General features: G+C 46.8%; 17 protein-coding genes. 15 read left to right on the top strand and 2 right to left on the bottom strand.

What is annotated here, in order from left to right; all coding sequences use genetic code 11:
- Positions 1–114 precede the first annotated feature (114 nt).
- The 6 genes from uxuA to KVG29_RS09825 all read left to right on the top strand — a co-directional run bounded on the left by uxuA (position 115) and on the right by KVG29_RS09825 (position 7,357).
- The gene (uxuA, locus tag KVG29_RS09850; protein ID WP_252228260.1) at positions 115–1,206 is read left to right on the top strand and encodes a mannonate dehydratase; all 1,092 of its coding nucleotides are present in this window, start codon (positions 115–117) and stop codon (positions 1,204–1,206) included.
- Between the two features lie 125 nt (positions 1,207–1,331).
- A complete protein-coding gene (locus KVG29_RS09845) occupies positions 1,332–1,475 on the top strand; it encodes a hypothetical protein (RefSeq protein WP_252228258.1) in 144 nt (47 codons plus the stop codon).
- A gap of 90 nt (positions 1,476–1,565) precedes the next feature.
- On the top strand, positions 1,566–3,920 hold the full coding sequence (locus KVG29_RS09840) for a glycoside hydrolase family 3 N-terminal domain-containing protein (protein ID WP_252228256.1): 2,355 nt from the start codon (positions 1,566–1,568) through the stop codon (positions 3,918–3,920).
- Positions 3,921–4,032: 112 nt separating this feature from the next.
- Complete coding sequence (locus KVG29_RS09835) at positions 4,033–5,103, top strand: NAD(P)-dependent alcohol dehydrogenase (RefSeq protein ID WP_276576510.1); 1,071 nt, start codon at positions 4,033–4,035, stop codon at positions 5,101–5,103.
- 226 nt (positions 5,104–5,329) lie between these two features.
- A complete protein-coding gene (xylB, locus tag KVG29_RS09830) occupies positions 5,330–6,877 on the top strand; it encodes a xylulokinase (RefSeq protein ID WP_252228255.1) in 1,548 nt (515 codons plus the stop codon).
- Positions 6,878–6,907: 30 nt separating this feature from the next.
- Positions 6,908–7,357 carry a hypothetical protein gene (locus KVG29_RS09825; RefSeq protein WP_252228253.1) on the top strand — a complete coding sequence of 150 codons (450 nt, stop codon included), beginning with the start codon at positions 6,908–6,910 and terminating at the stop codon, positions 7,355–7,357.
- 64 nt (positions 7,358–7,421) lie between these two features.
- Here KVG29_RS09825 and KVG29_RS09820 read toward each other — a convergent pair whose 3' ends face one another.
- Positions 7,422–9,527, bottom strand: a complete 2,106-nt coding sequence (locus tag KVG29_RS09820) for a methyl-accepting chemotaxis protein (protein WP_252228252.1) — start codon at positions 9,525–9,527, stop codon at positions 7,422–7,424.
- 244 nt (positions 9,528–9,771) lie between these two features.
- Here KVG29_RS09820 and KVG29_RS09815 point away from each other — a divergent pair, with 244 nt between their 5' ends.
- The 3 genes from KVG29_RS09815 (at position 9,772) to KVG29_RS09805 (ending at position 13,233) form a co-directional block, all read left to right on the top strand.
- A complete protein-coding gene (locus KVG29_RS09815; RefSeq protein WP_252228251.1) occupies positions 9,772–10,458 on the top strand; it encodes a response regulator transcription factor in 687 nt (228 codons plus the stop codon).
- Complete coding sequence (locus KVG29_RS09810) at positions 10,459–11,901, top strand: sensor histidine kinase (RefSeq protein WP_252228250.1); 1,443 nt, start codon at positions 10,459–10,461, stop codon at positions 11,899–11,901.
- Between the two features lie 102 nt (positions 11,902–12,003).
- The gene (locus KVG29_RS09805) at positions 12,004–13,233 is read left to right on the top strand and encodes a S1C family serine protease (RefSeq protein ID WP_252228249.1); all 1,230 of its coding nucleotides are present in this window, start codon (positions 12,004–12,006) and stop codon (positions 13,231–13,233) included.
- A 72-nt stretch (positions 13,234–13,305) separates the two neighbouring features.
- Here KVG29_RS09805 and KVG29_RS09800 read toward each other — a convergent pair whose 3' ends face one another.
- Positions 13,306–14,841: a hypothetical protein gene (locus KVG29_RS09800; protein ID WP_252228248.1), complete on the bottom strand. Its 1,536-nt coding sequence runs from the start codon at positions 14,839–14,841 to the stop codon at positions 13,306–13,308.
- 178 nt (positions 14,842–15,019) lie between these two features.
- On the opposite strand from KVG29_RS09800, the gene KVG29_RS09795 reads away from it, so the two are divergent.
- From KVG29_RS09795 to clpB, 6 genes are all read left to right on the top strand, one after another.
- The gene (locus tag KVG29_RS09795; protein ID WP_252228247.1) at positions 15,020–15,556 is read left to right on the top strand and encodes a DUF6106 family protein; all 537 of its coding nucleotides are present in this window, start codon (positions 15,020–15,022) and stop codon (positions 15,554–15,556) included.
- A 304-nt stretch (positions 15,557–15,860) separates the two neighbouring features.
- Positions 15,861–17,018 carry a cysteine desulfurase family protein gene (locus KVG29_RS09790; protein WP_252228246.1) on the top strand — a complete coding sequence of 386 codons (1,158 nt, stop codon included), beginning with the start codon at positions 15,861–15,863 and terminating at the stop codon, positions 17,016–17,018.
- A 5-nt stretch (positions 17,019–17,023) separates the two neighbouring features.
- Positions 17,024–18,205: a tRNA uracil 4-sulfurtransferase ThiI gene (thiI, locus tag KVG29_RS09785; RefSeq protein WP_252228244.1), complete on the top strand. Its 1,182-nt coding sequence runs from the start codon at positions 17,024–17,026 to the stop codon at positions 18,203–18,205.
- A gap of 7 nt (positions 18,206–18,212) precedes the next feature.
- Positions 18,213–19,937 carry an ABC-ATPase domain-containing protein gene (locus KVG29_RS09780; RefSeq protein ID WP_252228242.1) on the top strand — a complete coding sequence of 575 codons (1,725 nt, stop codon included), beginning with the start codon at positions 18,213–18,215 and terminating at the stop codon, positions 19,935–19,937.
- A gap of 255 nt (positions 19,938–20,192) precedes the next feature.
- Positions 20,193–21,146 carry a J domain-containing protein gene (locus tag KVG29_RS09775; RefSeq protein WP_252228240.1) on the top strand — a complete coding sequence of 318 codons (954 nt, stop codon included), beginning with the start codon at positions 20,193–20,195 and terminating at the stop codon, positions 21,144–21,146.
- Positions 21,146–23,785 (top strand): ATP-dependent chaperone ClpB, encoded by a 2,640-nt coding sequence (clpB, locus tag KVG29_RS09770; protein WP_252228266.1) that lies wholly within the window; start codon positions 21,146–21,148, stop codon positions 23,783–23,785. Before KVG29_RS09775 ends, clpB begins: the two co-directional genes overlap by 1 nt.
- The last annotated feature ends 52 nt before the right edge of the window (positions 23,786–23,837 follow it).

Here is a 23,837-nt window from a genome sequence, read left to right as displayed (position 1 = left end):
GTCTTACATTATTGCAGTGCAAATGCAATTAAGCAGTAAGTCTTTAAACAGGATATCCCGTCTGGGATACCCTGAAAATGTGGTTTGAAATTACTACGGAAAGGAGTGAATTGAATGCAGGTAGTTTTTAGATGGTTTGGGGAAAATGACGACAGCGTAACCTTAGAGCAGATACGTCAAATACCTGGGGTAACCGGTGTGGTCTCTGCACTGTTTGATATTCCCGTGGGAGAAGTGTGGCCCCTTGAAAGAATACTGGCATTGAAAAAGAAGGTTGAAGATTATGGCTTGAAGCTGGAAGTGATAGAAAGCGTTAATGTGTACGAGGATATAAAGTTGGGTTTGCCCACCCGAGATCGCTATATTGAAAACTATAGGGAGACCATAAAGAACCTGGGACAAGCTGGAATCAAGGTATTGTGCTACAACTTCATGCCGGTGTTTGACTGGATACGCACCGATTTGGCCATGAAGTTACCCGATGGTTCTGAAGTCATTGCATATGACGATAATGTGATCAGGGATTTGGACCCTATTGAATTGATCAACGAGATGGAATCGGGGTCAAGGGGGTATTCGCTACCCGGCTGGGAGCCTTACCGATTGAAGGAGATAAGAAGGCTGTTTGAGCTTTACAAGGATGTTGATGAGGAGAAACTGTTTAATAACCTCAAGTATTTTCTTGAAAGCATAGTTCCGGTTTGTGAAGAATACGATGTAAAGCTGGCTATTCATCCCGATGATCCACCATGGTCAGTATTTAAGCTGCCGCGGATTGTTACCAATAAGGAAAACCTAGACAGGATAATCAATCTCGTCGATAGTCCATATAACGGGCTTACCCTGTGCACTGGTTCGCTTGGGGCCAATTTGGAAAACAACCTGCCTGAGATGATAAGATACTTTGGCAGTAAAGGTAGAATACACTTTGCCCACATAAGGAATATCAAAATAGAAAAGCCGGGGGTCTTTTACGAAACATCCCATCTGTCTTGTGATGGTTCGCTTGATATGTTTGAAATCATAAAGGCCTATTACGATATAGGCTTTGAGGGATATATGCGTCCGGACCATGGGCGGATGATATGGGGAGAGAAGGCAAGGCCGGGATACGGTTTATATGATAGGGCGCTGGGGATAATGTATCTGCTTGGGCTTTGGGAAGCCATTGATAAGATGGGTACGAATGACGGTGCGGTTTGTTAGGGGCTTTGGTAAAAAATACAGGTGTAATATTTGAATGCTGTAAAACAAATGATATAATAGAGTTTAATAAGAATTTTAAAGGATGTTTCAGTTCTATAAGTGCTTAAGAAAGGAGAGTATACTATATGGCTTATTTTGATAGCATCAAACCAATTGCATACGAAACCCTTGAGCAGTATGCGATGCAAAATCCGGTGATCAAAAACCGCTCTGGTAGGCAGGAAGTAATAAAGGCGTTGATAAATGAGTATCTGCTAAATGTTAAATGAGCGTTATCAATTAAAATACACTTACTCAAAAAGATAAGTTTATTGTGTACCAGGGACGTCATGGTCTTTTAAAACGAGGGAGGGGCATGTATGGCAGAAGCCTTATATAAAGATAAGAGTAAGCCGGTTGAAGATCGAGTAAAAGATTTGTTATCACGAATGACACTGGATGAAAAGATAGCTCAGCTGAGTGCTGTTTGGGTGTATGAAATACTTGATGATACAAAATTTTCCCCTGAGAAAGCAGTTTGTAAGATTGGGCATGGAATAGGGCAGATTACCAGGATAGCCGGCGCCAGCAACCTTGACCCCGAATCCTGTGCCAAAATAGCAAATGAGATACAGGACTATCTTGTAAACAACACTCGCCTGGGCATACCGGCTATTGTACATGAGGAGTCCTGCAGTGGTTTTATGGCCAAAGGGGCCACATGTTTTCCTCAGACCATCGGTGTGGCAAGTACATGGGATACCGAGGCTGCCAAGGCCATAGGAGAGGTAATTAGGATACAGATGAAGGCAGCGGGGGCACACCAAGCGTTGGCACCATTGTTGGACGTAACACGAGACCCAAGATGGGGGAGGACGGAGGAAACATTTGGAGAAGACCCTTATCTGGTAGCTCAAATGGGTATTGCGTATATCAAGGGTCTACAGGGTGAAGGCTTGCATGATGGAATCATGGCCACCGGGAAGCACTTTGTTGGATATGGAATGTCAGAAGGTGGCATGAACTGGGCGCCTGCGCATATCCCGGAAAGGGAGTTAAGAGAGGTTTATTTATTCCCATTTGAGGCGGCGGTCAAGGAAGCAAAATTAGCGTGTATTATGCCTGCTTATCATGAAATAGATGGCATACCCTGTCACGCCTCAAGCCGACTCTTGAAAAGTATATTGCGGGATGAATGGGGTTTTGAAGGCCTTACAGTGTCCGATTATTTTGCTATTAACATGTTGTATGAATATCATAAGCTCAACCCGGATAAGATACTGGCTGCCAAAAAAGCCATTGAAACAGGAGTCGATATAGAGCTCCCAAGCACTGATTGCTACGGTTTGCCGTTAAAGGCAGCTGTGGAACAGGGGCTTGTTTCTGAAGATGTGATCGACAAAGTAGTGGCGCGCATTTTGGAGCACAAATTTAGATTGGGATTGTTCGAAAATCCCTATGTTGAGCCTTCAAAGGCTAAATCGGTATTTGATATACCCGAGCAGCGTGAGCTTGCCCGTCGAGTGGCGCAGGAATCAATAGTATTGCTCAAAAACGAGAATAATCTATTACCGTTGAGCAAGGAGATACGCAAAGTAGCGGTTATAGGTCCCAATGCTCACAATATCCGGAATATGATAGGAGATTATGCTTATCCTTGCCATATTGAAACCCTGCAAAGGATGGCTGATACCTTTGACACCGCAAAGCCTACCTATGCAAGTTTGAATGATGAAGACCTGTTTGTACCCATGGTCAGCGTGCTTGATGGGATTAAGGAGAAAGTGTCTGCTGATACCGAGGTTTTGTATGCAAAAGGTTGTGACGTTTTAGGTGATGATGAAAGTGGCTTTGATGAAGCGGTTGAAATAGCTAAGAAAGCCGATGTAGCTATTGTAGTTGTTGGAGATAGGTCAGGGCTTATTCCTGGCTGCACGTCAGGAGAAGCCAGAGACAGGGCTGATTTGAATTTGACAGGGAAACAGGAGAAACTCATAAAAGCGGTGTATGCTACTGGTACTCCTGTTGTGGTTGTATTGGTTAACGCGAGACCGCTTTCCATAACCTGGTTGCATGAAAATATTCCTGCGATAGTTGAGGCATGGCTTCCCGGCGAAGAGGGAGGAAGAGCTGTAGCAGACGTATTGTTTGGGGACTACAATCCAGGGGGTAAGCTCCCTATTAGCTTCCCGCGTACAGTAGGACAGGTACCGGTGTATTATGGACATAAACCCTCAGGAGGACGCTCGCACTGGCTGGGCGACTATGTAGACTGCAGCACAAAGCCTTTGTATCCATTTGGTTACGGACTGAGCTATACAACTTTTGAGTACAGCAACCTCAGGATATCGCCTGAAAATGTGGATGTAAAGGGAGAGGTGCGAATACAGATTGATGTAACAAACACCGGTAAAATAAAGGGAGACGAAGTAGTGCAGCTGTACGTCCATGTTCCGGCGCAAAATGTAACTAGGCCTGTGAAAGAACTTAAAGGATTTAAACGCATTCATCTTGAGCCTGGCCAGACTAAGACAGTGATATTTGATATGCCTGTTTCTCTATTAGGGTTTTACGATGAAAATATGGACTTTGTGGTAGAGCCGGGTAAGGTTGATGTTTTCATTGGCAGTTCTTCGGAGGATATACGGGCTAAAGGTCAATTTGAGCTGGTGGGTAAGAAGATTATCATCGGTGGCAATGATAAGAAATTTACCACAAAGGTTACGGTAGTATAGTGGATTCAGTTTTATGCTTTCCTTCGAGGGAGGACATTGAATTTTAGATTATATAAAGGGGTATTTTGAGTTTATGTAAATTTTATGAGAGGCAATTAGGGGGTGGTTTTTTATGTCAATAACAGCTGATTTGCCTGACAGAATGAAAGCGGCGGTTTTGAGAAAGCCTTTTGAGATCGTGCTTGAAGACAGGCCTGTCCCAGAGGTGGGTCCCGATGAAGTGCTCATAAAGGTTATGGCGGTGGGCGTGTGCGGTTCGGATGTGCACTATTATGAAACCGGCAGAATAGGCAGGTATGTGGTGGAAAAGCCAATCATACTTGGGCACGAATGTGCCGGCATCATCGCTGTAGTAGGGGAAAATGTCACGCGTTTTAAAGTAGGTGACAGGGTGGCTGTTGAGCCTGGTGTTACCTGCGGTACCTGTGAGTATTGCAAGCAAGGGCGGTATAACCTGTGCCCTGACGTGAAGTTTTTGGCCACTCCGCCGTATGATGGGGCGTTTGTTCAGTATTTTAAACACCGGCAAGACTTTGTGTTCCATATACCCGATCACCTGACATTTGAGGAAGCGGCCATGATTGAGCCATTTTCGGTAGGTATACATGCTGCCACCAGAGCGGGCATAAGACCTGGTAGTACGGTAGCCATATTTGGATTAGGGCCTGTGGGATTGATGGCAGTGGTTGCAGCCAAAGCCTTTGGTGCCAGCAGGATAATAGCGGTTGACCTTGAAGAAATCAGGTTGAAGGCTGCGGAGAAAGTGGGAGCGACCTTGACCATCAATGCCAAGGAGACCGATGTGCTCAAGGAGATTTTGGATTTTACAGATAAACGAGGAGTGGATGTGGCTATAGAGGCGGCAGGCCATCCCAAAACTCTTCAGGATGCATTGGCCAGTCTATGCCGTGGGGGGAAACTTGCTGTTGTAGGGTTGCCGGCCCAGGATAATATTCCTCTCAATGTTCCCGAAATCGCTGATAAAGAAGTAGATATATACGGGATATTTAGATATGCTAATACTTATCCCAAGGGGATTGATATATTATCTTCAGGTGTAGCTGATGTAAGGTCACTTGTTACTGGAAGGTTTTCTCTGGATCAAACTGCTCAAGCCCTTGAAGAAGCGCGTATTAACAAAGCAAAGCATATAAAGATTATGGTTTATCCTAATGAAATGTAAGATTAGGGCCATCCGGCTGAGTTATATGGTCTATAGTCGGGTGGCCTGCCCATAATTAGGCTGTATTGGCAAAGCTGACTATTGACAAAGGAATAAGAATGAATAGCGGATGAAATTTAGAAATTTTGTTTAAGGATATAAAGGAAAACAGCTTTTTTTGTAGAATAAATCTGTAAAAGCTTTAGAGATGAAAATTACTATAACAAAACGACAGGAGGGTTTACCTATGGCTTATTTGCTTGGAATCGACATTGGGACTTCTGGGACAAAAACTGCGCTGTTTGATGAAAAGGGCAATACGGTGGCTAGCGCAATGCAGGAATATCCGCTTTATCAGCCGCAGATAGGGTGGGCCGAGCAGGAACCGGAGGACTGGTGGAATGCAGCTGTTGAGACCATTAAACAGGTATTATCGAAGAGTGGTGTTGATCCATCGGATATCAAGGGTATAGGCTTGACGGGCCAGATGCATGGCATGGTACTGTTGGATAAAGAGGGTAAAGTGCTTAGACCTGCAATAATATGGTGCGATCAGCGGACGCAGGAGGAGTGCAATCAAATAACCGAGATTATAGGGAAAGAGAGGCTTATCGAGATTACCGCTAACCCTGCTTTAACCGGTTTTACCGCTTCAAAAGTGATGTGGGTAAAAAACCATCAGCCCGAGATATTTGAAAAAATAAATAAGATTTTGCTTCCGAAAGACTACATAAGGTACAGGCTTACGGGAGAATTTGCTACCGAGGTATCCGACGCAAGTGGTATGCAGTTTTTGGATGTGCCAAAGAGGACCTGGAGTCGTGAGATAGTGGATAAACTGGGGATCGATTTTAATTGGTTGCCGGCCGTGTATGAGTCACCGGAAGTGAGCGGTAAGGTGAGCCGGCAGGCTGCCCAGCTGACAGGGTTGCTTCATGGAACGCCGGTTGTAGGCGGTGGTGGGGATCAGGCCGCTGGTGCTGTGGGCAATGGCATAGTCAAGCCAGGGGTTATTTCGTCCACCATTGGGACCTCGGGAGTGGTTTTTGCATACATGGATCAGGTAAAGATAGACCCTAAGGGAAGGGTACATACATTTTGCCATGCTGTGCCCAATACCTGGCATGTTATGGGGGTCACCCAGGGTGCGGGCCTCTCGCTTCAGTGGATGCGTAATAATTTTGGTGGCATGGAACGTGAGCTGGCTAAGTTTATGGGCATTGACCCCTATGTGCTTATGGATGCTGAGGCTGAAAAGGCTGTGCCAGGCTGCCAAGGGCTTATATACCTCCCGTATCTCATGGGAGAGCGTACGCCTCATCTTGATCCATATGCTAAAGGTGTATTCTTTGGTCTATCTGCTAAGCACGGCAGAAATGAAATGATCCGCGCCGTTATGGAGGGAGTGGCTTACAGCCTCAGAGACTGTCTTGAAATAATAAAAGAAATGGGTGTACAGGTATCTGAAGTACGGGCCTCTGGTGGCGGCGGCAAGAGCAAGCTGTGGCGGCAGATACAGGCCGATGTGTTCAACAGCCCTATTACTACCATCAATTCCACTGAAGGGCCTGCCTTTGGTGCGGCGCTGCTTGCTGGGGTCGGAACCGGCGTCTATGGCAGTGTACCTGAGGCATGCGAAGCAGCCATCAAACGGGTGGGAGTACAGCAGCCCATCGAGTCCAATGTAAGGGTATACGATAAATATTATGAGGTGTATAAAGGGCTATATTACGCTTTAAAGGACAGCTATTTGAAGGTTGCCCAAATCGAGCGAGAGTTGAGCGGCCAGGCATAATTATTAAGTATGTCGGGAGCTCTATTTGAGATGGGATGGATTGAGAAGTGGTTTCCGCGTACAGGAAGGTGCGTCATTGAAGGAATACGACTGGCCATTTTGAATGCGATTTTGCTGGCAGGGGGCGGGATGGCTATCTTTTTGCTGTTTGAAGCAGTGGATCTGCTGAGAAAGGCCGGCATCCCGATTCCTCTTCCGGTATGGCTTGTCATGGTGCTTTTGGTTATGCCGTATTATGTGTTGATGTTTCAGTATGGTAAGGCATTTGGGGCTTTGTGCGCTTCAAAAAAGCCTGCTGCCGGTTTTGCGGTGGGCTTATTGGGACAGTTGCCTTCCGTGTTGTTGCTGGCAGTGGCAATCAATGGTGAACTATATAGGTATATCTCCCCTCAGGTGTGGAGAGTCTTGTTCACCATGATAAGCATGATTGCCTTTGTGGCTCCTGTCATGGTGGGGCTTGGCTCGCTGGACCAGAAATGATAAGGGAAATGTAAAAATGTAAACACAAAATATAAAAAATAAAGGGAGCGTTTGCTGCTCCCTTTTAATTTTGCTCTATTTTGAATTTGCTGATGGCTTGCATCAATTCCTGTGCGGCATAATTCAGTTCCTCAGCATAAGAGGCCAGCTGTTCTACGCCCGACAGCTGTTCCTCGGTGGATGCCGTTACCTCCTGGGATGATGCGGCTGCCTCTTGCGACACAGCGGATATGTTCTGCATTGCCAATACTGCTTGGTTTTTGTCGTTTTCCATTTCATTGACGCCCTGTATTATCTGCTCAACCCGGTTGACTAGCGTTTCGGCCGATGCTGCTATCTGTTTGAAAGCCGAGATGGTGGTGACCACCGCTTCATTTTGAGATTTTACAATATCCTCTGCGCTTTTGGCTCGCTTGACGGTTTGAGCAGTTTGCTGCTGCGTGTTTTTGATAATAGCGGTGATCTCACGCGTGGCAGACATCGACTGCTCGGCGAGCTTGCGTATCTCGTTGGCCACTACGGCAAATCCCTTGCCCATCTCCCCTGCCCGTGCAGCCTCTATGGCTGCGTTTAAAGCAAGAAGGTTGGTCTGGTCGGCTATGTTGTCAATTACTTTTATTATCTTGCCTATGGCCTGAGAATGCTGGTTGAGGGTATCTATGTCTGCCAATATCTCCTGAGTGATAGCAGTGGTTTGTCGAGCTTTCTGTTCTAGCTGATCCACCGCATCGAGCCCTTGCTGGGTTAAATTCATCGTTTCTTTGGACAGATTGTGAATTTCTCTGGCATTGTCTGAAACGCTGTTTATTTTGGCGGCCAGCATATCCATCTTCTGAACGCCTTGCTCTGCATCAGCTGCCTGCTCTGCTGCTCCCTGGGCGATTTCCTGAATAGCTTTGGCGATTTCCTGCGATGATGCCGATAGCTGCTGCGAGGTTGAGGCTACCGTTGACGAAGACTCAACGACTTTGTGCGCAAGAGCAGCGGTTTGATGTATGAGCTGGCGCATGTTGGCTATCATCGAGTTGATGCTTCTGGTCAGTACGCCCAGCTCATCCCTGCGCTTTGACACCGGATTTACTGTTAGATCGCCCATGGCAACTTTTTCAGCGGCATTGATGATTCGCACTATAGTTCGGCCCATGCTGTTGGACATGTACAGCCCGACTATCAATGCAAATATACAGGCCAATACCATAAGCATGATGGTAGTCCTTGCGATCTCCTGCGTGGCAGCCAAGAGCACCGAATTTGGGATGAGCCCAATGAGGGTATATCCTGTTCCCCCAACCCTGTTATAGATCATCAACCACTTTTCGCCGTGATGGTCGACTTCTTTGTAACCTGCGGGTTCCTCAGATGACATTATTTCCTGGTAAAAATCGTGTTCTGTTATATTATGGGTGGTTACCGATTCGTCTTCATTTATCTGCTCCCCAGTTTCTGAACTCAAGGCGTGTCCGCCTGGGCCGACTAAATGGATTTCGCTCCTTGAACCCAAGTTTGCCTTCTTCAATATATCCATGATAGGCTCGTATTTCACGTCTATCAACAGCACACCAAAGATAGTACCGCTGGAAAGGTGTTTTATTGCCCGAATGCCCGACATGGAATACGATGCGGTTTTAGATGTGGCACTGGTATCCAGTTCAGGATGGCTACCTCTCCAGATGATCTTGCCGTTTCCTTCGATGGCGGCTTTATACCATTCTGCCTTTTTTATGTCCTCAAAATTCAAATTGAATAGGGAGATATTTCCCGTGGCTATGCTGCGCCTTTCATCGATTAAAAGGATGATGTTGTCGATAAATTTGTTGTTCATGGTATAATTGCTTAGAACAGATTGAACCTTTTGCCTCATTTGATGGTAATCGTATGTAGTTAACTGGTCTTCTCTGACTAAAAGGAAATCTTGGATGTCCTTGTTTGTAAATATCTGCATAGACACTTCCTCTACAGTTGAGAAAACCAGGCCAAGATATTGCGACATCTGCTCCATGGTTTGAATGGTAGACTGGGCAGCTGTTTGCTGTATGGCCTTCTCTGCCTTGTCCCTAGAATAGTAACCCAAGATGGAAATAGGGATGATCATTATAAGGAACGCTGCTATGAGTTTGTTGCTTATGCTGTTTAAACGAGAAAATTTTATAGTGCTTGATATCTTTGCCACGTTGCTTGCAAGGGTACAATACCCTTGCTCTCCCTCCTTTCTGTGTGTATTGGATTATTTTGTCCTGCTTTTGTCATATTTTGTTATGACTCTGGTAATATTTCTACATAAAATGCCAAAATCCTTCTTGAGTTAAAAAAATATGAAAAAAGACCTATAATTAATAATCAAAGAGCCTTTTTCATGTTTTTCTTTTTGTGTATAATTTATAGGGTAGAAATTTTTTGGAAAGGGTGCGATATGAATGAATGCACAGCAGAGGATCATGGTAGTGGACGATGATCCCAATATATGTCAGCTTATAAGGCTGTATCTAGAAAAAGAGGGTTATCAGGTTGAGCACTACCTTGACGGGATTTCGAGTATTGAAGCCTTTAAGAATAATCCACCCAATCTAGTAATACTGGATATAATGCTTCCTGGAATGGATGGCTGGGAAGTATGCAAGGAGATACGCAAGATAAGCGATATCCCGATTATAATGCTTACCGCCAAAGGTGAAACCTTCGATAAGGTCCTGGGATTAGAGCTAGGGGCCGATGACTACATCGTGAAGCCGTTTGACCCCAAGGAACTGATTGCGAGGGTAAAGGCTGTTTTGCGCAGATCAAGGGCAATGGGCATCAGAGAGAAGGTGGTGTCTTATCCCAATTTAACCGTTGATATTGGCAACTATACTGTTGAATATCACGGGAAAACCGTAGAGCTTCCGCCCAAGGAGCTGGAACTTCTGTATTTTTTGGCTTCACATCCTAATAAGGTATTTACAAGGGAGCAGCTGCTGGACCGCGTATGGGGATATGATTTTTACGGCGATACCCGTACTGTAGATGTCCATATAAAGAGGCTCAGGGAAAAGTTTTCAGACCCTACCGACGTATGGCATATAAAGACGGTTTGGGGTGTGGGGTACAAATTTGAGGTGAAGTAGATGTTCCGTTCGATTTTTACCCGTTTGATGGTCACTTATTTTGTGATCATAGTCGTTACCATTGTAATATTGGGATTGCTTTTGTCAACTTTTTTTATGGATTATGCTTTTAGCACCAAAGCCCGGGAGCTCATAAGGGAGGCCCAAGAGCTTAACCCGTACATCGAAATGTACAGCATGGGCCTTATCGATCAACGGTCATTGTACAGCTATTTTAAGATCATCGATCGTTTTTTAAATACCACCATATGGGTAAGCGATGGGCTGGGCTATATCTGGATTGCCTACAGCCCTTCAAAAGAAGACCAAGAGAGGTGGCAGGAACAAAAGCTCACCGAAGAGGAGTTCATCCAGATACTGAAAGGGAACATCATCACCAAGACCGGGCGTTTTGGTGGGCGTTTTAACACCCCGGTTTTAACCGTGGGAGTGCCTTTGAGGATCAATAACAGGATTAGAGGGGCGATATTCCTGCATTCACCTGTTGAGGGAATTAGGCGTACTTTGTATGACATCTACAGGAACATATGGTGGGCTGCATTTATCTCGGCCGGCCTTTCGGTGGTGCTGCTTTATTGGATGTCGCGCCGTATATCCAATCCATTGATTCAGATGAACGAGATTTCCCGCGAGTTTGCCCAGGGCAATTTCAAGCGCCGGGTTAAAGTGGTTACAAAGGATGAAATAGGCCAGCTGGCTGTCAACTTCAATGCCATGGCCGATTCTTTGGAGAAGCTGGAGGATATGCGCAGAAGCTTTGTGGCCAACGTGTCACACGAACTGCGGTCACCGCTTACTTCCATCATGGGCTATATCCAGGGAGTACTGGATAATACCATAAAGCCAGAGGATAGGGAAAAATACTTGAGCATAAGCCTGTCGGAAGCCCAAAGGCTTAGCAAGTTGATCGACGAGCTTTTGGACCTTACGCAAATCGAATCGGGGCAATTCCCTCTCAATCTTTCGGTATTTGATGTCAACGAGCAGATCAGGCGTTCGCTCATTTCGCAGGAAGAGAGGATAAATCAGAAGGGCATAGAGGTGCAGGTGGATTTTCAGGATGAACACTGCTGGGTGGAAGCCGATGCCGACAGGATTCAGCAGGTCATCATAAACTTGCTGGATAATGCGATAAAGTACAATCGTGAAAATGGCAAGTTGATTATAAAGACCTGGAAACACAGAGATAAAGCTTACGTAAAGATTCAGGACCAGGGACCGGGTATTCCGAAAGAAGATATTGTGCACATATGGGAGCGCTTCTATCAGGTCGATAAATCGAGAAGTGGCAAAAACAGGGGGAGAGGGCTAGGGCTATCTATCGTAAAAAAGATCATAGAGCAGCATGAACAGAATATATGGGTCAATAGCCGCCTGGGCGAGGGTACGGCATTTATATTTTCGTTGAAGGCAGCCAAACGGCCAGACAGGACTTCGCGGTAAAAATTGTTTACAAGGCGTTCATATTTTATTAAAAAAGAAAGTTTATAATTAAAATTGCAGGATAAATGAAAGATTAATTAATGAACATGGGAGGTGTAGAGTATGAGGGAATTCTATGAATTCGATGAGCAGCAATACCAAGGTAAAGGTAGAATATGGAAATATATCGCGGTGGCAGTGGTTTTTGCCTTGCTGGGTGCTATTGGCATGTATTATATGCTGCCTTACATCAGCGATGATTATTCTGAAAATGCTGTTGTTACACCAAATGAGCAAGAGCAGAAGGTTGCCGAGAATGATCAGGCTAACCAGGAAAAAGATAAAGCTAAACTTCCCGAGCTGGGCTACAAAGGGGACTTATTTATCACCTCTGATAATCCGGTGGTAGAGATCGCCGAAAAGGTCGGTCCGGCTGTGGTCGGCATAACCAACAAAAGCATTATAACCTATAGGGACTGGTTCTTTGGCGATGTGTACATGCAGGAGCAGGAAGGGTATGGGTCGGGCATAATACTCAGCGATGAAGGATATATAGTTACCAATGCGCACGTAGTGGAAGGTGCCAAGGAATTATATGTGGTGTTCCAAGGGGAAAAGCAGGTACCGGCTCAGCTCGTCGGAATGGACACCACCAGCGACGTGGCCGTTGTGAAAGTTGATCCCCAGGTCTTTAAAGAAGTTAAGTATGCTGTAGCAAAGCTGGGAGATTCGGACAAGGTCCGTCCTGGGGAGTTGGCTGTGGCCATAGGAAATCCGCTGGGCCATGATCTTGCAGGGACCATAACGGTGGGGGTAATAAGCGCTGTAAATCGTACCCTAGTGGTTGATCAAAGGCCAATGAAGCTTATACAGACCGATGCGGCTATAAACCGCGGCAACAGCGGCGGAGCGCTTGTTAACACCAAGGGCGAGGTCATCGGCATGAACACATTGAAAGGAAGCGGAGCTGAAGGGCTGGGCTTTGCCATACCCACTAACGAGTTTTTGCCCATAGTTCAGGAGCTAATCAAAAAAGGCGTTGTGGTGAGAGAAGGGGACAAACCGGGTATCGGGATTTTGGGACAGGAAATAACCGAAGCCGAGGCTCAGCAACTCAATTATCCACGCGGTATACTGGTAAGGGCTGTTGTACAAAACGGAGCTGCGTCCAAAGCAGGTATACAACCAGGAGATGTCATTACGGGAATTAATGGCAAAGAGATAAAGACTTTCCGGGAATTGAAAGATGCCATAAACCAGCACAAAGTCGGCGATACGGTAAAAATAAAGATATGGCGTGATGGGAAAGAGTTCACTCTGCCTGTGACGCTTGAACCGCTGCAAGAAGAATAAAAAGGAGTGCCCGAAAAGAGCACTCCTTTTTTCAATTTTATTGCTATGCAGGTAGTTGTTTTTGCTTTAATTTCAATAGCGATATACGTATTTGGCCAGTATGCGGGGCATGTCTTCATGATTGCCCCATCGATTGCCGAATATTCTCACCTTGTTTCCTGACCTGATAGATAAGCTGCCCCAGTGTTCCACGTATACCAGCTGGGGAGAAGAACCATTGCCGGATACATCAACGGTGAACACGTTCTTCTCTCCCAGGGCGATTATATCCTTTACAACTCCTTCAAATACGAATATCCTGCCGTTTTGGAGATCGGGGTTGGATTTTAACTGGTTATAATTGAGGGCCCAGGCGCGCCTGGTGTATTCCGATTCGTTTGTCTGGCGCTCAATTACCAGATTCAGTTTTGCATCATCTTTGCCTTCTACATGTGCCGTGATGGTGCAGGGGGTATATCCGGGTGCGTCAGCCCTTACGTATAGGGTGAAATTGCCAGTTTCAGGGTCAACTCTGGGTTGCGACCTCGTTTCAAGGCTGACTTCCAGCACGGCTTGCGGATGGGTAGTGCCGGTGATTTTTGCCCATTCGTCAGTTGTCTGTACTGGTATAGATTGATTTATGGTTAATGGGAATTCCATACTCTCTCTCTTTAAAACGATGTTGCGTATGTGGTCGGCGTATCCCCGGGTGGACACCCGGATTTCATATATGTTTTCAGGAGCATCGGGCACTTCAACGTCTTTTTCCAGCCTGCCTTCCTGGTCAACGAGGTCGCTGTAGTTGTTGCCGTTTATGAATACCTGTGAGCCCGGTTCCACCTTAAGTATTATTCGGTACTTTTTACCTTCCACAAGAGCTTCGCCCGATGCGGGCTGAATCAAAGTTAGAGGCGACAAGGGCGTGTTTAAGGTGAATGTTACTCTTTCTTTTGCCTCTAGCAAACCTTCTCCATAGATGGTGATGTCAAGCTGTACTTCGATTGCGTCCTTTTGCTGGCCCTGTGAGAAGTATGAACACAAAAAGGCGTCCTCATATACTATTTCTGCTTTGCCGTTTATGACAGGATATACCTTGTCAAGAGCCTCTACTTTTTCCCCGTTGCTGGTGTTTACAATAATCCTGTGGGCAGGTTTTCCATCAATAGTTGTAGCTTCCACAAAGGTGGATGCCATAATCCTTGAACCGTAACCGGTAGCCTTATCATTTGTGTGCGAAATCTGATCCACGATTATATAGCTTACGAATAGAAGTACGGCCAGCACGATGATGGTTGCGCATATCTTGGCAGTGCACTTGGCCAACGAGGAGCCTTTATCTTTACGATGCCGCCTCAGGGGAAATTGCTGTGTGTAGTCAGGCTCTTCGAAAAACCAATCTAAGTCCTCGTCATCCCATACACTTTTTTTATCGGCTTTGAACAGATAATCGAGATCGAGGTCCTGGTCAGCTGTTTTTTCATCGATTGATGGCTGTTCAACCTCAGGTTTTTGTGGCTGCTCTTTTTCATGGGGTTTTATTTCTTCCTGGTCGGTTATTAGTTTATACCCGCAATTGTAGCAGTAACGGTGATAATAATTATTTCTAGTACCACAACTTGGACACAGCATGGAAATGCCTCCCTTCTTTAATAATAAAAATTCGCAAGTTTCATCAAAAATCCTTCCATTTCGATAAAAATTTTAGAGAACCTGAATTTTCATTAGGGGGTTTTAATATAGCCGAAATCATGTTACAATTATTTAAAAAGCGATATAAAGATAATTTGCAAAGGGGGATAGGCCTTCAATGGATTACTTTCATGAGGAATCGGTGACCAAGGTCAACGCCGGTTTAAATTCAATAATCTATGTTATATGCTATATCGGTATGGTCATATTCGTGCTTTTTGCCTTACAGGGACTTATTACCATAATGAACGGCATCATAAACATACCTGTCATAGCCATTACGCTGGTATGCGGAGCGCTGGCATACGGGTGTTTTGTCCTTAAGAACAATCAGCGGATTGAGTACGATTATACCTTTACAAACGGTATCCTCGATATAGCTAAAATCACCAATAACAGCAAAAGGAAAAAACTCCTGTCGGTGGATGTAAGGGAATTTGAGGTGATTGCACCCATAAGCGATGAGGGTTTTAAGCGCATGCTTCACCACAAGGGGATTCAAAACAGGTACAACTATTTCCTCAACCGCGGTCCAGGGCTTTACTACGGCATTTTCACCCAGGATGGTGTAAAATCGATGCTGGTGTTCGAACCCAGTGACAAGCTGGTGGAGCTTTTCAAGATATTCAATCCACGGAATGTCAAAACTAGATAACTATGATATAATCCCCTTGTTTAAGAGGGGATTTTTATTTATAAAAAATAGATTTAGGTATAAATTGCATAAAACCGAGTAAATGGAGATGTCTTACGATATTCTGAAATGCAGAAATCAGCTTGTTTTTTGTATTGTGTATAAAGCAAGGTATAAAGTATGGACAACTGGTATGGAAGACGAGAGTGGTCTGGTTCAGCAGATTGACAGAATTTTAAAATCCTGTGTGGATTCCCTTGTAGTAATGTCAATGAAAGGGTAAAATAATGGTTGATTGAGGCAAGATATAAGGAGGCATTGTACTATGGAGCGTGAAATTTATTTGGACAATGCGGCTACTACCCCTGTTCACCCTGATGTGGCTGAGGCTGTGATGGAGTGCATGCTCCATGACTTTGGCAATCCATCCTCATTACACAGGATGGGTTTGCGGGCAGAGAAAAAGCTTAAGGAGACCAGGGAAAGGATTGCTTCTGCACTGGGTGTGGATCCCGAGGGCGTTTTTTTTACCTCAGGCGGCACTGAAGCAAACAACCTGGCCATTATAGGGACGGCGCTGGCCAGAAAACGTGAAGGAAGGCATTGCATCACCACCAAGGTTGAGCATCCCTCGGTTTTGAATACATTTAAATACCTGGAGAAGGAAGGGTGGGAGGTAACCTATCTCCCCGTAAATAGGGATGGAGTAGTCTCACCTGATGACGTGAGACGGGCAATACGCCCTGATACCGTACTGGTGAGCATAATGCATGTAAACAATGAGATCGGCTCGATACAGCCAGTTCAGGAGATCGGTAGGCTATTGAAGGCTCAGGGGAATTCCCCTGTTTTTCATGTGGATGCCGTTCAATCGTTTGGCAAGCTGGATATAAAGCCAGTTCAGTGGGGCATTGACCTGCTTTCGATAAGCGGCCACAAGATTCATGCACCAAAAGGAATAGGTGCTCTGTATATAAGAAAAGGGGTGAAGATACATCCTCTTCAGTGGGGGGGCGGTCAGGAAAAGGGCGTCAGAAGCGGCACCGAAAACATGCCTGGCATCGTCGGGTTTGGTGAGGCGGTACGCTGGCTTGAAGAGGAAGTCGACAGGGGTTACCTGTACAGGTTGAAGGGCATTTTGGTTGCCGAGCTGACCGAGAGGGTACCTTCAGCGGTTATCAACGGGCCTCCACCTGAGGAGGGAGCGCCGCATATTTTGAGCGTAAGTTTCCCCGGCATAAGAGGGGAAGTCATGCTCCATGCCCTAGAAGAAAAAGGGGTGTATGTCGGCACCGGTTCGGCCTGCTCGTCCAGAAGAGGCCATATGAGCCATGTGCTTGAGGCTATCGGCACAAAAAAGGATGTGGCCCAGGGGGCTATAAGGCTCAGCTTGTCGTACTTGAATACCGAGGATGAAATGCGCCAGACGGCTCGAATTATAGGGCAGTGCGTAAAGGAACTGGAGGGGTTTGTAAGGAGGTAGATATATTGGAGAGAGTGGCTTTATTGCGTTACGGGGAGATACACTTAAAGGGCCTGAATCGCCCGTATTTTGAAAGGGCGCTGTATAACAATATAGTAAAGGCTTTGGAACCCTATGAGGGAATAACCGTAAGGAAGGCGGAAGGAAGGTATTACGTGGAAAACATCGGGGATGACCCAAGGGTCTTCGACAGCATAGCGAAGGTCTTTGGGATAATTTCTTTCAGCCCCGCGCTGAAGGTCGAAAAGGATGTGGTAGCTATACAGAAGGCGGCCGAGGTGTTATTGAGAGAGGCCATGGAGGCTCAGGCTGCCAGTCAAAAGGAAACGTTTACCTTCAAAGTAGAATCTCGCAGATCTGATAAGAGCTTTTATTTGAATTCTATGGAGCTGAGCCGTAAAGTGGGTGGTTATCTTTTAAGGCGCATTCCCAACTTGAAGGTGGATGTCCACAATCCCATGATGACGGTTAACGTTGAGGTCAGGGAATGGGCTTATGTGTACTGCCAAATAATCCCCGGCGCAGGCGGGATGCCGGTTGGCACCAATGGGAGGGCCGTGCTGCTGCTTTCGGGAGGTATTGACAGTCCAGTGGCGGGGTGGATGATAGCAAAACGCGGCGTTGAGATCACCGCCGTCCATTACCACAGCTTCCCATATACCAGCGAGCGCTCAAAGGAGAAAGTGATTGACCTGTGCAGGATTTTAAGCCAGTACTGTGGTGAAATAAAGCTGCATGTAGTGCCTTTTACTAAGATACAACAGGAATTGTATCAAAAGTGCCCTCATAACATGCTTACAATACTCATGAGGCGTTTTATGATGAGAATAGCTGAGGTGGTGGCGCATAAGGAGGATGCAAAGGCTTTGGTAACAGGGGAAAGCCTCGGGCAGGTTGCCAGTCAAACGATAGAGAGCCTGTGTGCCACCAATGATGCGGTTTCGATGCCGGTATTCAGGCCACTTATAGGGATGGATAAGATAGAGATAATGGACCTTGCCAGGAGGATAGGGACATACGAAACCTCCATTCTTCCTTACGAGGACTGCTGTACTGTATTTGTGCCAAAACATCCCGTCACCAGGCCAAAGCTGGAAAAGGTGAGGGAAGCTGAAAAGCTGGTGGAAGGCGAGAAGCTCATCGAAGAAGCGGTAGCAAACATAGAAGTGCTAAATATAAAGAGGTGATGGAGGAGTGCAAAACCGGATACAGCTTGAGAACATACTGCGCAGGATTGATGGCAGGGGCTACAAGGCCTATAAAGACATACAGGGGTCTTATGATTTTGGCAATTTTATATTACATATTGACCACGTGCAGGGGGACCCCTTTGCTTCGCCTTCCAGGATCAGGGTGGTAGTGCCTCAAAAGGTGGCAGGTTTTCCGCAAGAGCTGTATTCATCAAAGCCCAGGAAAAAAGGCCTTGAGGATTTTCTGACTCGCCAGATCTCCAAAAACATTGCCAGAATTGTGAAGGGCAACAGGGGAACGGGAAAGAGCGGACAGATTTCGGTCATATCGGTGGGACAGGAGATTTTAAACCGCACTTCCGTGTTGGTCACCGATTCAAGCGTTGAGGCACGACTAACCATGGGGCTTCCTGCCCGCGGCAGGACCGTGCTGGCGGGGCAGGCAATGGAAATGTTCTTTGGCGAGCTGCCGCGATTGGTGGAGCAATCCCTTGTGTATAAGAATTTGGACAACGTGGCATTGTTGAGGCATGTTAACCTGGCGGAGGACCAGTGGGTGCTGCGCAACAAGATAAAGGAGATGGGATTGGTGGCCTTTATCGCTAACGGTTCCATCCTTCCGCGGCGCAGCGGCGTTGACGACCGACCGATGGAAGGCGGAGTGGTGCCTTTTAAATCGCCTCCCGAACTGGAGGTCATGGTGGAGCTTCCCCATGCGGGTAAGGTATGGGGAATGGGAATCCCTAAAGGTATAACGCTAATAGTGGGTGGCGGCTATCACGGGAAATCCACGCTGCTTCGTGCCATTGAACGCGGCGTGTATGACCACATACCCGGCGACGGAAGGGAGCTGGTGGTCACCGTCGAGGATGCGGTCAAGATCAGGGCAGAGGATGGTAGAAGGGTAGAAAAGGTGGATATAAGCCCGTTTATCAACAATCTCCCCAATGGTGAGTCCACCAGGACCTTTTCCACCGAAAATGCCAGCGGAAGCACATCCCAGGCAGCCAATATCATGGAAGCTCTGGAGATTGGGACCTCCTTGCTTTTAATTGACGAGGATACCAGTGCCACCAATTTCATGATCAGGGATGCGCGTATGCAAAAGCTGGTTCACAAGGACTCAGAACCAATTACGCCTTTTATCGACAGGGTGGAGGAACTGTATGAGCAGTTGGGCGTATCCACCATTATTGTAGTAGGCGGCTCGGGAGATTATTTCGATGTGGCGCATCGGGTCATAATGATGGAGCAGTATGTCCCCAAGGACGTCACCGCCAAAGCCAAAGAGATCGCTCAAGAGTATAGGATCGATAGAAAAAAAGAGGCTGGTGGACAGTCCATTCGAGTCACTCACAGGATACCCATTCCGCATAGCCTTTCGCTTAAAGGCCGCAACAAGAAGATAAAATCCCGGGGGTTGGATAACATACAATATGGACACACCAATTTGATATTGGATGATGTTGAGCAGCTGGTGGACATAAATCAGACCAGGGCTATTGGTGACATAATTCGCTATGCGATGGAGAATTATATGGATGGCAAGACCACTTTGAAGGAAATCATTCAAAAGGTACACCGGGATATAGAGGAAAAGGGGTTAGACGTCATATCGCCTTTTGAAGGGCTTCATCCGGGAGACTACGCGCAACCCCGTCCTCAGGAGATAGGCGCCGCCATAAACAGGTTGAGGATACTGAAGGTAAAGCAGGAAGGCGTAAAATAAAGGAAGGATATATGATTGGTTGCAGACATATGACAGCGGGCTGATTAATTTAAATGGTTAGGCGTACGAAATTTCCTGAATAGCAAACGTTATTTCCAAGGGCATTTTATGGGATTGTGGATATACCTCTATAAATTGCGGCATTAAAATTTTCCCAAAAGGGTATTGTATTAAAAAGGATTTGATGTTACAATAAAGTCAAAGAAAGTCAAAGTATAAAATCTGGCTCGATGTGTCCAGGGAGGAATATCCACTATGGAATACAAGGACTACTACAAGATACTGGGTGTATCCAGGGATGCTACGCAGGAGGAGATAAAGAGTGCCTATCGCCGTTTGGCTAAGAAGTATCATCCCGATGCCAATCCCGGGGATAAAGAGGCCGAGCAGAAGTTCAAGGAAATAAATGAGGCCTACCAGGTGTTGGGAGATGAGGAAAAGCGCAAGAAATATGATACATTTGGACAGTATTACGACTTTCAAAACGGCGTGAACTTTGATCCATCCGACTTCGGATGGCAAAAGCGGACGTATACCACAGGAGGTAGCGGGTTTTCCGATTTCTTCGAGATGTTCTTCGGCGAGAACGGTTTGGACCTGGACAGCATTTTAGAGGGGTTTGCCAGGCGTGGCGGCCCGTTTAGCTTTTCGGGGCGCTTTTATAATACGGCTACAGCTCAGAAGGGACAGGATATAGAGACCGAGGTAGAGGTGGATTTGGAACAGGCCTTCAATGGCGGCGATAGGATATTATCCGTTAGTGGACGAGATGGTTCGATAAAGAGGATAAGGATGAAGATACCAGCCGGCGTTCTCAATGGTGACAAGATAAGGCTAAGGGGACAGGGCATAGATGGTGGTGACCTCCTCGTCACCGTAAGGATTAACCCGGGTGAGGGCTATGAACTGCAAGGTTTGGACTTGATCAAGGATGTGCCCGTACTTCCCTGGGAGGCCGTGCTGGGCACAACTGTTACTGTAAAATCCCTTAGCGGGCAAAAATTTTCGGTAAAGATCCCGGCCGGCACTTCAACCGGCAAAAAATTGAGGATCTCCGGAATGGGTTACAGGGACAGAAAAGGTAACAGGGGAGACTTGTACATCAGGATAAAGATTGTAATACCTGAGCATATAACACAGAAGGAAAAGGAGCTATATCAGAAGCTAAAGGAGATTTCTCAGTGGAATCCAAGGGGGGATGAGGAATGATTAACTTTGAAAGGTTCACTCAGCGAGCCCAGGAAGCGTTAATGGAAGCGCAGAAGCTGGTGATAGACAACGGGCAACAGGAACTGGATACGGTACACCTGCACCTGGCTCTCGTAGCACAGGAAGACGGCCTTATCCCCAGGATGTTGAAGGGCATGGATGTGGATGTAGATGCCTATATCCGTGATTTGAGGGACGAGGTTGAGAGGCGTCCCAAGGTTATGGGCAACGTTCAGCCGTATGCCAGCGTTCAGTTCAATCAAGTCTTAATAAAAGCCGAGAAACAGGCAAAGGAATTCAAGGATGAGTATATAAGCGTTGAGCACCTGTACCTTGCCATACTGGATGATACCAGCTATTCCACCAAAAGGATAATCAGCCGTTACGGTATTAGCCGGGAAAAGTTTCTCAAGAAGCTGGCGGAGATCAGAAAAAGCCAGAGGATAACCAGCCAGAACCCTGAGGAGACCTACGAGGCTTTAAAACGCTTTGGCCGCGAGCTGGTGGAAGAGGCCCGCAGAAACAAGCTGGACCCAGTTATAGGACGAGATGAGGAGATACGCAGGGTAATCCGCATATTGAGCCGCAGGACGAAGAATAACCCCGTGCTGATTGGAGAACCGGGTGTGGGTAAAACCGCCGTGGTGGAGGGCCTGGCTCAGCGCATACTCAAAGGAGATGTGCCCGAGTCGCTCAAAAACAAGAAGATATTTGCTCTTGACATGGGTGCGTTGATTGCAGGGGCGAAATACCGCGGGGAGTTTGAGGAAAGGCTAAAAGCGGTGATCAAGGAAATAGAGGATTCGGGCGGCGAGATAATACTCTTTATTGACGAGATCCACAACATCGTGGGTGCCGGAAAGGCAGAAGGGGCAATGGATGCCGGCAACCTGCTCAAACCCAAGCTGGCCCGGGGCGAGCTCCACTGCATCGGCGCTACCACCATTGATGAGTACAGGAAGTACATCGAAAAGGATGCTGCCCTCGAGCGAAGGTTTCAGCCGGTACTCATTGAGCAGCCCAGCGTGGAGGACACCATATCCATATTGCGTGGGCTAAAGGAGAGGTTCGAGATTCACCACGGTGTAAGGATAAAGGACAATGCTCTGATTGCTGCGGCTGTGCTGTCTCACCGCTATATCACCGAACGCTTCCTGCCTGATAAAGCTATTGACCTGGTGGATGAAGCGGCCGCCATGCTGCGTACCGAGATTGACAGTATGCCCGCCGAGCTGGACGTCATAACCAGGAAGGTCATGCAGCTTGAGATCGAAAAGGAGGCCTTGAAGAAGGAAGCCGACGATGCCTCAAAGCAACGACTTGAAAGCATAGTCAAGCAGATAAGCGAGCTTAAAGATAAGTCAAGTGCCATGATGGCTCAGTGGGAGATGGAAAAGGATATAATTCGCAGGGTCAAGGAGATAAAACAAAAGATTGAAGATACCAAAGCGCAGATAGCGCAGGCCGAACGGCAGTATGACCTTAACAAGATGGCAGAGCTGCAGTATGGGGTACTGCCCAGGCTGGAGAAAGAACTCGAGGAGCAGAGGATGAAGCTTGAATCTCTGGACTATGACAAGCGATTGCTCAAAGAGGAGGTAACCGAAGAGGAGATTGCGCAGGTGGTTTCTCGATGGACGGGAATACCTGTGGCGCGGCTTATGGAAAGCGAGAGGGAAAAGCTTTTGCGCCTGGAGGATATAATGCACGAGAGGGTCATTGGGCAGGATGAAGCAATAAAGGCGGTGGTCAATGCGGTGATACGCGCCAGGGCGGGCCTTAAAGACCCCAAGCGCCCCATAGGTTCGTTCCTGTTCCTGGGCCCCACGGGGGTTGGCAAGACCGAGGTGGCCAAAACCTTGGCCAGCGTGCTATTTGACACAGAGGACAACATGGTGCGCATCGATATGTCCGAGTACATGGAAAAATTTTCTGTGTCCAGGCTGATTGGTGCACCTCCGGGCTATGTGGGATACGAGGAAGGCGGACAGCTTACAGAAGCGGTGCGACGCAAGCCTTACTCGGTTGTGCTGTTCGATGAAATTGAGAAGGCCCATCCCGACGTGTTCAACATTTTGTTGCAGTTGTTGGATGAGGGGCGCCTGACCGACAGCCAGGGGCATACCGTTGACTTTAAGAATACCGTCATCATTATGACCTCCAATATCGGAGGACCCATTTTGATGGAACGCCTAAAAGACAGGGGCGATATCGACGAGAATACCAGAAGCCTGGTAATGTCTGAACTGAAGAGATACTTCCGCCCCGAGTTTTTAAACCGTATCGATGAGATTGTAATGTTTAAACCTTTGAGAAAAGAAGAGGTCAGCAGGATTGTGGATTTGAGGTTTAATGAAATTAAAGAAAGGGTAAGGGAAAAGGGAATAGACCTTGAGCTGTCCCAGGCTGCCAGAGAGCTCATTGCCGAACGAAGCTTTGATCCGGTGTATGGAGCTCGTCCGATAAAGCGCTTTATGGAGCACACCATAGAGACCGAGCTGGGGTGGAAGATAGTTGCCGGAGAGCTGCATAGCGGCTGCAGAGTAATGATAGATGCTGAGAATGGGGAGTTGGTATTTAGAATGGAAGACCGAGCAGGGGCTTTAGGAAATAAGGCAGGCGCTTTGTTGACGAGTTGACCATAAAAAATCCCCATGCCATGGATGACTATGCCATGTCATGGGGATCTTT

It is taken from the genome of Caldicoprobacter algeriensis (genome assembly GCF_023838525.1).
GTDB lineage: Bacteria > Bacillota > Clostridia > Caldicoprobacterales > Caldicoprobacteraceae > Caldicoprobacter > Caldicoprobacter algeriensis.
Note: the sequence above shows the minus strand (reverse complement) of the source record. Positions and strands in the feature narration are given on the sequence as shown.

Coding starts and splice junctions, on each gene's coding strand:
- uxuA (WP_252228260.1), top strand. CDS start 115: ATGCAGGTAGTTTTTAGATGGTTTGGGGAAAATGACGACAGCGTAACC.
- KVG29_RS09845 (WP_252228258.1), top strand. CDS start 1,332: ATGGCTTATTTTGATAGCATCAAACCAATTGCATACGAAACCCTTGAG.
- KVG29_RS09840 (WP_252228256.1), top strand. CDS start 1,566: ATGGCAGAAGCCTTATATAAAGATAAGAGTAAGCCGGTTGAAGATCGA.
- KVG29_RS09835 (WP_276576510.1), top strand. CDS start 4,033: ATGTCAATAACAGCTGATTTGCCTGACAGAATGAAAGCGGCGGTTTTG.
- xylB (WP_252228255.1), top strand. CDS start 5,330: ATGGCTTATTTGCTTGGAATCGACATTGGGACTTCTGGGACAAAAACT.
- KVG29_RS09825 (WP_252228253.1), top strand. CDS start 6,908: ATGGGATGGATTGAGAAGTGGTTTCCGCGTACAGGAAGGTGCGTCATT.
- KVG29_RS09815 (WP_252228251.1), top strand. CDS start 9,772: ATGAATGCACAGCAGAGGATCATGGTAGTGGACGATGATCCCAATATA.
- KVG29_RS09810 (WP_252228250.1), top strand. CDS start 10,459: ATGTTCCGTTCGATTTTTACCCGTTTGATGGTCACTTATTTTGTGATC.
- KVG29_RS09805 (WP_252228249.1), top strand. CDS start 12,004: ATGAGGGAATTCTATGAATTCGATGAGCAGCAATACCAAGGTAAAGGT.
- KVG29_RS09800 (WP_252228248.1), bottom strand. CDS start 14,841: ATGCTGTGTCCAAGTTGTGGTACTAGAAATAATTATTATCACCGTTAC.
- KVG29_RS09795 (WP_252228247.1), top strand. CDS start 15,020: ATGGATTACTTTCATGAGGAATCGGTGACCAAGGTCAACGCCGGTTTA.
- KVG29_RS09790 (WP_252228246.1), top strand. CDS start 15,861: ATGGAGCGTGAAATTTATTTGGACAATGCGGCTACTACCCCTGTTCAC.
- KVG29_RS09775 (WP_252228240.1), top strand. CDS start 20,193: ATGGAATACAAGGACTACTACAAGATACTGGGTGTATCCAGGGATGCT.